This is a genomic window from Streptomyces cinereospinus (assembly GCF_042430725.1).
GTDB lineage: Bacteria > Actinomycetota > Actinomycetes > Streptomycetales > Streptomycetaceae > Streptomyces > Streptomyces cinereospinus.
On the sequence record NZ_JBHMCY010000069.1, the window covers coordinates 1 to 9,384 of the forward strand.

Annotated in this window: 9 protein-coding genes and 1 pseudogene; 5 read left to right on the forward strand and 5 right to left on the reverse strand. The window is 74.0% G+C overall.

The features are described 5' to 3' along the window. Positions 1-198 (forward strand): annotated as a pseudogene (locus ACFF45_RS27915) (methylmalonyl Co-A mutase-associated GTPase MeaB); the annotation flags it as partial. A gap of 6 nt (positions 199-204) precedes the next feature. Here the strand turns inward: ACFF45_RS27915 and ACFF45_RS27920 are convergent. The 5 genes from ACFF45_RS27920 to ACFF45_RS27940 all read right to left on the reverse strand — a co-directional run bounded on the left by ACFF45_RS27920 (position 205) and on the right by ACFF45_RS27940 (position 5,214). Beyond that, the gene (locus ACFF45_RS27920; RefSeq protein ID WP_381349409.1) at positions 205-1,560 is read right to left on the reverse strand and encodes an NAD(P)/FAD-dependent oxidoreductase; all 1,356 of its coding nucleotides are present in this window, start codon (positions 1,558-1,560) and stop codon (positions 205-207) included. A 212-nt stretch (positions 1,561-1,772) separates the two neighbouring features. Then, entirely contained in the window at positions 1,773-2,180 is a 408-nt protein-coding gene (gene msrB / locus ACFF45_RS27925) for a peptide-methionine (R)-S-oxide reductase MsrB (RefSeq protein WP_381349364.1), read from the reverse strand. Between the two features lie 13 nt (positions 2,181-2,193). Next, the gene (gene murC / locus ACFF45_RS27930; RefSeq protein ID WP_381349365.1) at positions 2,194-3,585 is read right to left on the reverse strand and encodes a UDP-N-acetylmuramate--L-alanine ligase; all 1,392 of its coding nucleotides are present in this window, start codon (positions 3,583-3,585) and stop codon (positions 2,194-2,196) included. 227 nt (positions 3,586-3,812) lie between these two features. Beyond that, positions 3,813-4,286, reverse strand: coding sequence for an indole-3-glycerol phosphate synthase (locus tag ACFF45_RS27935; protein ID WP_381349367.1), 474 nt, complete (start codon positions 4,284-4,286; stop codon positions 3,813-3,815). 151 nt (positions 4,287-4,437) lie between these two features. Beyond that, positions 4,438-5,214 (reverse strand): pyrimidine reductase family protein, encoded by a 777-nt coding sequence (locus tag ACFF45_RS27940; RefSeq protein ID WP_381349369.1) that lies wholly within the window; start codon positions 5,212-5,214, stop codon positions 4,438-4,440. Between the two features lie 312 nt (positions 5,215-5,526). Between ACFF45_RS27940 and zapE the strand changes: the two genes are divergently transcribed. The 4 genes from zapE to ACFF45_RS27960 all read left to right on the forward strand — a co-directional run bounded on the left by zapE (position 5,527) and on the right by ACFF45_RS27960 (position 9,340). Further along, entirely contained in the window at positions 5,527-6,630 is a 1,104-nt protein-coding gene (gene zapE, locus ACFF45_RS27945; protein WP_381349370.1) for a cell division protein ZapE, read from the forward strand. A 182-nt stretch (positions 6,631-6,812) separates the two neighbouring features. Continuing rightward, positions 6,813-7,211, forward strand: a complete 399-nt coding sequence (locus ACFF45_RS27950) for a hypothetical protein (protein ID WP_381349371.1) — start codon at positions 6,813-6,815, stop codon at positions 7,209-7,211. Between the two features lie 84 nt (positions 7,212-7,295). Next, positions 7,296-7,877: a carbonic anhydrase gene (locus ACFF45_RS27955; RefSeq protein ID WP_381349372.1), complete on the forward strand. Its 582-nt coding sequence runs from the start codon at positions 7,296-7,298 to the stop codon at positions 7,875-7,877. Between the two features lie 8 nt (positions 7,878-7,885). Continuing rightward, positions 7,886-9,340, forward strand: a complete 1,455-nt coding sequence (locus ACFF45_RS27960) for a SulP family inorganic anion transporter (RefSeq protein WP_381349373.1) — start codon at positions 7,886-7,888, stop codon at positions 9,338-9,340. Positions 9,341-9,384 lie beyond the last annotated feature (44 nt).

A 9,384-nucleotide genomic window follows, 5' to 3' on the forward strand; every position in this document is an offset into this window, starting at 1 on the left:
CAGCAGGTCGGCTGGACCTGGACCATGGTCCGCGACGACCTGCTGGACCGCCTGCGCGCCCACCCCGCCGTCCGGGCCCTCGCACCGGAGCTGGAACAGCAGGTGCGCGACGGCGCGCTGACGGCGACGCTGGCGGCGGAGCGGATCCTGCGGGCGTTCCAGGAGGACGCGCGGGGCGCGGACGGGCCCGAGGCGTGACGGACCTTAGTGCCGCGGCCCTTCCGGGGCCGCCGGCGGCTCGACGGGCGTCGGCGCGGGCGGACCGAAGAGGACGGCCCGGGCCACGCGCGGGGCGAACAGGGCGCTGACGGGCGCGCCGAGGGTCAGCACGGAGCGGAACGCGCGCCCCACGACCGGGTCGCCGGGAGCCCGCTCCTGGACCCGGCCCAGGTACCAGCCCGCGGCGCGGTCCGCGGGCCCGCCGGCGACCGCGTTGCCGACCGCGCCCGGCATCGCGCGGTCCGCCCCGGCGGAGATGTCCCACGCCTGCCGGGAGGCCGCGAGCAGCGCCCGCAGCACCCGGCGCGTCGTGGGCGTCCGGCGCCGGTCGGCCAGCGCGTCGCGCAACGCCACCGCGCTCAGCGCGGCGACGGCCATGCCCTGCCCGTAGACCGGGTTGACGGTGCACAGGGCGTCGCCGGTGGCGAGGAATCCGGCCGGGTGGCGGCCGGACAGGTCGTAGCGGCGGCGGATGTTCGCGGTCCGCCGGTAGCCGAACGCCGGCGACAGCGGTTCGGCGTCGTCCAGCCACCGGTGCAGCAGCGGGTGCGGCAGCCGCTTGGCGTAGGTGACGAACTCGTCGTCGTCCGTGGGCGGTTCGTCGCCGCGCAGCCCCGAGACGATGACCAGGTGGCTGCCGTCCTCCAGCGGCAGCGCGCCGCCGGCGTGGACCTGGTCGGGGGCGGGGTACACGTAGTAGCTGAGGGTCTCGCCGTCGAGGACGCCGCTCCTGCCGCGGTAGACGCGGGAGGCGTAGGCGAGCCCGGTGTCGATGGTCTCCTCGGGCGGGGCCTCGGCGCCGATCCCAGAGAGCCACCGCGCGGCCTTGGTGCCGGTGCCGGAGGCGTCGACGACCAGGCCGGCCTCCAGGGCCCGTGGTTGCGCACGGGCGTCGCCGGAGCGGTCCCGCAGCAGCACGCCGCGCACGCGCGAGCCGTCGCCGAGCAGCCCGACGGCCTCGGCCCCCTCCACCACGCCGATCACCGGATTGGCGAGAACCCTCCGCCGCACCAGTCCCTCCAGCTGCGCGCGGGACCCGGTGTGGATGTACGTCGTCGCGGGCGTCCGGCGGAACCAGCGGCCCTGCTGCCACAGCACCATGTCGGACGGCATCCCCACCCGCGGCGCCCCCGCGGCCCCCAGTTCCGCCAGGAAGCCCGGCAGCAGCGACTCCAGGGCCGTCTGCCCGCCCTCCAGGAGGACGTGCGGGTGCCGGCCCTGCGGTACGCCGGGCCGCGGCTGCACGCCGTCCGGGAACCGGTCGCGCTCGACGAGGGTCACCCGGTCGGCGTGCCCGGCCAGGACGTGTGCCGCGAGGAGCCCCGCGATGCTCCCGCCCACGACGACCGCGTGCCGCCCGTCCCGGCCGTCGCTTCCGTCCCGTCGTCCCGTCTCTCCGGCAGAGTTCACCGATCCGCTCCCCTGGTCGCCCGTCGTGACACGGCATCAGTATCCCGCCGGGCGGCGCCGACCGGCCGCGTTCCGGCCGGTCCGGTGTCCGTCACCGGTCACCGGGCGGTCCGCTCGCGGCCGTGGCGGCCGGTGACGGGTCCTCAGTCCCCGGACGGCGTCAGGCGCAGCGAGATGCTGTTGATGCAGTACCGCTGGTCGGTCGGCGTCGGATACCCCTCACCCTCGAACACGTGCCCGAGGTGTGAGCCGCAGCGCGCGCACCGCACCTCGGTGCGCACCATGCCGTGCGAACGGTCCTCCACCAGCTCGACTGCGTCGCTGTCCCTGGGGTCGTAGAAGGACGGCCAGCCGCAGTGCGACGCGAACTTGGTGTCGGAGGTGAACAGCTCGGCACCGCAGGCGCGGCACGCGTACACGCCCTCGGTCCTGGTGTCCGTGTACTCACCGGTGAACGCGGGCTCGGTCGCGGCCTGGCGCAGCACGGCGTACTCGGCCGGCGTCAGCTCCGCGCGCCACTGCTCGTCCGGCTTCTCGACGTCGTACGACATGGGTGTCAGCCCCTTACTTCGACAGGCGGTCCAGGATGCGCGGTCCGAGGTCGGTGACGTCGCCCGCGCCCATGGTGAGAACGAGATCACCGGCCTTCGCCATTCCCGCGACCACCCCGGGCACCTGGCCCTTGTCGTGCACCGCCGTCACGTCCGCGCCCGCCGTCCGGGCCGCCTCGACGATCAGTTCGCTGGTCACGCCCGGGATCGGGTCCTCACGGGCCGGGTAGATGTCCAGCACCACCGAGGCGTCCGCGAGGGCGAGGGACTCGCCCATCTCCTTGCCCAGCTCCTGCGTCCGCGAGAACAGGTGCGGCTGGAAGACCACCAGGATCCGCGCGTCGCCGGCCGCCGCCCGCATCGCCTCCAGGTCGGCGGTCATCTCGGTCGGGTGGTGGGCGTAGGAGTCGATCACCTGCACGCCGGCCGCCTCGCCCTTGAGCTGGAGCCGCCGCTTGACGCCGGTGTACGCCGCCAGCGCCGGAGCCAGTTCCCCGGCCGGGACACCGAGGGCCGCGCCGGCGGCGAGGGCGGCGACCGCGTTGTGGGCGTAGTGCCGGCCGGGGACGGAGACCGCGAAGGTGAGCTCCCGGCCCTCCAGCACGACGGTGACCTCGCTCCTCAGCCCCTGCGGCACGACCGACAGCACCCGCACGTCGGCGTCGTCCGCCGCGCCGTACGTCACCACCCGCACGCCGGAGGCGGCCACCCGCCGCGTCAGCTCCCGCGCGCCCTCGTGGTCGGCCGAGATCACCAGGGTGCCGCCGGGCGCGATCCGGCCGACGAAGGTCTCGAAGGACTCGTAGATCTCGTCCATCGACGCGTAGTTGGCGTGGTGGTCGAGCTCCACGTTGAGGACGATGGCGACCTCGGGCGCGTACGTGTGGAAGCTGCGGTCGCTCTCGTCCGCCTCGGCGACGAAGATCTCGCCCTCGCCGTGCAGCGCGTTGGAGCCGGGCGCGTCCAGGTCGCCGCCGATCGCGTACGACGGCCGCAGCCCCAGCTCGGACAGCGACACGGCCAGCATCGAGGTGGTCGTGGTCTTGCCGTGCGTACCGGCGACCGCGATCGGCCGCAGGCCCTCCATCAGCGCGGCCAGCGCGTCGGACCGGTGCACCACCGGGACGCCCAGCTCGGCCGCGCGGACCAGCTCGGGGTTGTCGGCGCGGATCGCGGACGACACCACGACACAGCTGGCGTCGTCCGCGAGGTGCTCCGCGGCATGCCCGATGTGCACGGTGGCGCCGAACGCCCGCAGCGCCTCGACGGTCGCCGACTCCTTGGCGTCACTGCCGGCGACCTTGGCCCCCCGCTGCGCCAGGATCTTCGCGATACCGGACATCCCGGCCCCGCCGATGCCGATGAAGTGCGGTCGGTCCATGGCGGTAGGAAGGCCGGGTGCCATGCGTGTACTCCCCAAGATCCGTGACGACGATCAGCGCGCCACCGGTGAGGGAGCGCGCCCCCAGCCTATTCCGTGGGACGGGCGGCACCTTCCGAGGGACGGGCGACGCCACGCCGCCGGGCGCGCGGGGCGCGGCGCCACCGGCCCTGCGCCTTGCGGTGCGAGAAGGGGCGCGGCGCCTTGCTGCGCGGGTAGAGGCCCTACGCCTTGCTGTGCGGGCAGAGGCCCTACGCCTTGCTGTGCGAGAAGAGCTTGAGCACCGGCACCCCCACCTTGTGCCGGGCGCGGGACGCCCAGTCCCGGTGGAAGAACTCCTCCACGTAGTGCGGATCGGTCAGCACGATCACCTCGTCGGCCCCGACCTCCTCCACCACTGACTTGAGCACGTCGAGCGGATGGTCCTCGATCAGCCGCCCCTCCGCCGTGCCGCCGGAGGCCCGCAGCGCCTGGAGGGACACGTCCAGGGCCCGCTGGCCCTCGCTCTTCGCCGCCTCGCCCTCGGGGGTCTCCCCCTCCCGCGCCGCCTCGTCGATGGCGCCCATGGCGAGGTCGTCGACGGCGCGCAGCAACCGGTCCGCCTGCTCGCCGCGCGGCTGGAGCAGCACGTGGAAGGCGACCGGCTCGTCCCCGTGCAAGGTGGTGACGAACTCCACGTCGGCGGACGTCAGGGCCTTCTCGATCATCAATACGCTGGTGAACACCGGGCGCCCCTTCTCCGAGGGCTCGCCGGCCCTCTGTCCTCCGTGGGCCGTACCCGGCCCTGCGGAAACCATCCTGCCCCGTGATCGCACGGGTAGTGCGGGTCTCGGTGTGCCCGCCGGAAGACAACCGGAACGGCACATTCCGTGGGGCTCAGGACCGACGGTAGCGGGAGAACAGGAAGCCGTCCTCCTCCAGCAGCGACGCGAGTCCGAAGCGCTGCGGGACGGCCACGCCCGGCCCCCCGGCGATGCGCTGCGCGCCCCCCGCGGTGAGCATCGGGGAGACGGTCAGGCACAGCTCATCGAGCACCCCGGCCGCCACCAGCTGGCCCAGCAGCCGCGGCCCGCCCTCGGTGAGCAGACGGGTGTGGCCGAGCGCGGCGAGCTCCCGTACGGTCCGTGCGGGCTCCACGCCGACGCCGTCCCCGGCGACCACCACCCGGGCGCCCGCCTTCTCGGCCGCGGCCACCCGGTCCGGCGCGGCCGACGCGCCCGTGAGGATCAGCGTGGGCACCACCGGCGAGGTGTACAGCGGCAGCGAGAAGTCCAGGTCCAGGCCGGCGCTGACCACGGCGATCGCGGGCACGGGGCCCTGTCCGGCCGCCTCCCGGCGCGCCGCGAACTCCGCCCGCACGCGTGCCGGGCGGTACCCCTCCTGGCGGACCGTTTCCGCCCCGACCACCACCACGTCCGCGAGGGCCCGCAGCGTGCCGAAGATCCGCATGTCGGTGGCGTTGGAGATGGGCTGCGACTTCCCGTCGTGCTGGGCGGCGCCGTCGAGCGTGGAGACCATGTTGGCCCGCAGCCACGCCACCCGCTCCCCGGGGCCGGGCTCGGGATAGGCGTAGGCCTCGGCCAGCTCCGCGAGGTCCCACTCACGGCCGGCCGGATCCGCTGTCGCATCGGTCACAGGAAACAGGCGTCGCATGCCGTGCAGTGTTCCACGGGGAGGAGGATCTATCCGGCACGGTTCCGGGCGGCCGCGGACCGGGACCGTCAGGCCCGGCCCGGCCCGGCCCGGACCGGCCGCGGGTCCGTCACGCACGGCCCCGTCCAGCCGCGGATCCGCACACAGGCCGCACGCGGTCCGGACACCACCCGGCCGCCCCGCGCGGCCCGGAAGGCACGCGCCGGTCCCGCGCGTGCTGCGCACCGCCGGCGCCGCCGGCGCCGGGTCAGGATGCCCTTCGACCGCCCCGCGCCCGGGACCGGCCCCGGCCACCCTTTAGCATGGGTAGGCGTGTCCTCCTCCTCCACCGCCGCCGGCCGAAGCCCCATGGCCGCCGAAGCCGCCCCCCTCTCCCTCTGCGCGCGAGAGCCGCACGTCCCCGCGGACCGCCTGGTGGCCGAGATGGTGCCGCCGCCCCGCTTCGACTCGGTGCGCTTCGGCACGTACGTCCCGGACCCGAACCAGCCCAGCCAGACGGAGGCGGTCCAGGTCCTGGAGGGCTTCGCGGCCGGGCTCGGCGCGGCACCCGGCACCGGCAGGCGGGGACTCTTCGGGTTCGGCAGGCCGAAGGCGCCCAAGGCCCCGGCCGGACCGCGCGGCGTCTACCTCGACGGCGGCTACGGCGTGGGCAAGACCCATCTGCTCGCCTCCCTCTGGCACGCCACCCCCGCCGACCCCTCGCTCAAGGCGTTCGGCACGTTCGTGGAGCTGACCAACCTGGTCGGCGCCCTCGGCTTCCAGCAGACGGTCCAGACGCTCTCCGGGCACCGCCTGCTGTGCATCGACGAGTTCGAACTCGACGACCCGGGCGACACCGTCCTGGTCTCCACCCTGCTCGGCAAGCTGGTCGACGCGGGCGTCGCGCTCGCCGCCACCTCCAACACCCTGCCCGGCAAGCTCGGTGAGGGCCGTTTCGCGGCGGCCGACTTCCTGCGCGAGATCCAGGGCCTGTCGGCCCACTTCCGCGCCCTGCGCATCGACGGTGAGGACTACCGCCACCGCGGCCTGCCCGAGGCGCCGGCGCCGTTCGGCGACGAGCAGGTGACCCGGACGGCGCACGCCACCGAGGGCGCCTCGCTCGACGACTTCCCGCGGCTGCTGGACCACCTCGCCGGGGTTCACCCCAGCCGGTACGGCGCGTTGACGGACGGCGTCAAGGCGGTGTGCCTGACCGGCGTGCGGCCGGTCCCCGACCAGTCGACCGCGCTGCGGCTCGTGGTGCTCGCGGACCGGCTCTACGACCGTGAAGTGCCCGTCCTGGCGTCGGGGTTGCCCTTCGACCGGCTGTTCAGCGAGGAGATGCTCGAGGGCGGCTACCGGAAGAAGTACTTCCGGGCCATCTCCCGGCTGACCGCGCTGGCCCGCGACGCCCAGCGGCTGGTCGACCCCCGATAACAACACGCCGTCTCAAGATCAAGAGACGGATCGCGCCAGCTCACCTCACTTTTGAGGCTCTCTTGGGCTCGAAACGCCGAGTTAACCCTGCAACCGACTTTGCAGGGTTAATGTCTTTCTTGACCAGCCATTGACCAATCGTTGGTACGGGCTAGAGACGCGATCAAGGCGGAGGGAGGCTCATGTTCCGAGGTACGGCACTCCGGCCCCTGTTCACGACCCTCGTCGCCGCCCTGCTCGCCCTCCCGCTCTTCGCATCTCCCGCGCCCTTCGCAGCCGCGCACACGGCTCGCCACATCGAGGCCGAGGCCCATACCGGAACCATTCCCTCCGGTACGGCACCGCACGTCGGGGGCGCCGCGTTCCACGTCTTCGCCCACCCCGGGGACCCGACCGGTCCCCTGCGCATACGCGACCGCCACCACTCGGTCGACTCCGCGCCCTGCGCGCGTCCGTGCGCGCGGCCGGCGCGGGACACGGGGGCCGACATCGACGCGGCCGTGCCCAGCGTCGCGTACGACCGCACGTCGAGACCTTCGACCGCCCACGCTCCGGCCGCACTTCAGGTAGTCCGCAGCTGAGTGCGGGGCGGTCCCCCCACACCTGACCCTCTGTCATGCACGCCCGACGCGTACCCCCCCCCGCGCGCCAGGAGGAATCACGCCATGCAGCCCCTCATCGACCACGCCCGCACGTTCGGACAGCGCCCTGAGGAGTTCGCCCGGCTGGCCCAGGGCCAGTCCCCCGAGGTCCTGTTCATCACCTGCTCCGACTCCCGGGTCGTCCCGGCCCTGATCACCGGTGCCCGCCCCGGCCAGCTCTTCGAGCTGCGCACCGCGGGCAACATCGTTCCGCCGTACGCCTCCGGCCGCCCCACCGGTGAGGCGGCCACCATCGAGTACGCCGTGGAGGTGCTCGGCGTCCAGGACGTCGTGGTCTGCGGCCACTCGCACTGCGGTGCCGTCGGCGCGCTGGTGCGCGGCGACGACCTCGACGCCGTACCGGCGGTGCGCGACTGGCTGGCGCACGCCGCCGACCAGCCCAAGGCCGCCGACCCCGCCGACCCGACGGTCGCCGAGGCGGTGCAGAACCACGTCCTGGCGCAGCTGTCGCGGCTGCGCTCCTACCCGTGCGTCGAGAACCGGCTGGCGGACGGCCGTCTGCGGCTGCGCGGCTGGTACTACGAGGTCCACACCGGCGCCGTACGCGAACACCGCGACGGTACCGGCGCGTTCGAGGCCCTGTGAGTCCCGCCATGCGCGCATACCCTCACCTCAGGCAGGATCTCGCAGCCTCCGCCGTCGTCTTCCTCGTCGCGCTGCCGCTCTGCGTCGGCGTGGCCGTCGCCTCCGGTGTCCCGGCCGAACTCGGCCTGGTCACCGGCATCGTGGGCGGCATCGTCACCGGTCTGCTGCCGGGCAGCAGCCTGCAGGTGTCCGGCCCCGCGGCGGGCCTGACCGTGCTGGTCTTCGAGGCGGTCAGCGAGTTCGGGCTGCCCGCGCTCGGCGTGATCGTGCTCGCGGCCGGTGTGCTCCAGCTACTCATGGGCGCCCTCAAGCTGGGGCGCTACTTCCGGGCCATCTCGGTCTCGGTGGTCGAGGGCATGCTGGCCGGTATCGGTCTGGTCATCATCGCGGGCCAGCTGTACGCGGCGGCCGGCATGGAGGCCCCCGCGTCCAGCATCGGCAAGATCACCGGCCTGCCCGGGGCGGTCGTCGAGGCCGTGGGCAGCACCACGGCACTGGCCTCGATAGCCGTCGGCGCCGGCACGATAGCCGTGATGGTGTCGTGGCGGCGGCTGCCGGCGAAGGCGCGCGCGGTGCCGGGCGCCCTCGCCGCGGTCGCCCTCGCCACGTTCGCCGCCCTCGCCCTCGACCTCCCGGTCGCCACCGTCGAGGTGCAGGGCCTGATCGACTCGGTCCAGCCGCCCGGCGCCGACGCCTTCGGCGAGCTGGCGAACCCGGCCATGCTCGGCACCATCCTGGCCTTCACCCTGATCGCCTCCGCGGAGAGCCTGTTCAGCGCGGCGGCCGTGGACCGGCTGCACGACGGTCCGCGCACCCAGTACGACAAGGAACTGATGGCCCAGGGCGCGGGCAACACGGTGTGCGGCGTGCTCGGCGCCCTGCCGATGACCGCGGTCATCGTGCGCAGCTCGGCCAACGTGGCGGCCGGGGCGAGGACCAAGGCGTCCCGGGTGCTGCACGGCGTCTGGCTGCTGCTGTTCGCGGCCCTGCTGCCGTCCGCGCTGGCGCTGATCCCGCTGCCCGCGCTGGCCGGCATCCTGGTCCACGCGGGCTGGCGGCTGATCCCCTTCCAGCAGATCGCGGCCCTGTGGCGCAGTCACCGCGGCGAGGCCCTGATCCTCGTCGTCACGGCGGTCTCGATCGTCGCCGTGAACATGTTCGAGGGCGTCCTGATCGGCATCGCCCTGTCGGTGGTCAAGACCGCCTGGGAGGCCTCGCACGTCAAGCTGGAGGTCGTCGACAAGGGCGCCGGGCCGATCCAGGCCCATCTGTCGGGCAACGCGACCTTCCTCCGGCTGCCGAAGATCCTCGACAGCCTGGAGGCGCTCCCGCAGGACCGGCCCATAGAGCTGGACCTGTCCGGCCTGCACCACCTGGACCACGCCTGCCGTACGGCGCTGGAGAACTGGGCCGAGCGGCACAGCACGTCCGGCACCGAACCGGTGAAGGTCACCGCCCCCTGACCGGCACGGCCCCCCGGTGTCCGGTCCGGGGCCGCATGGCCCCG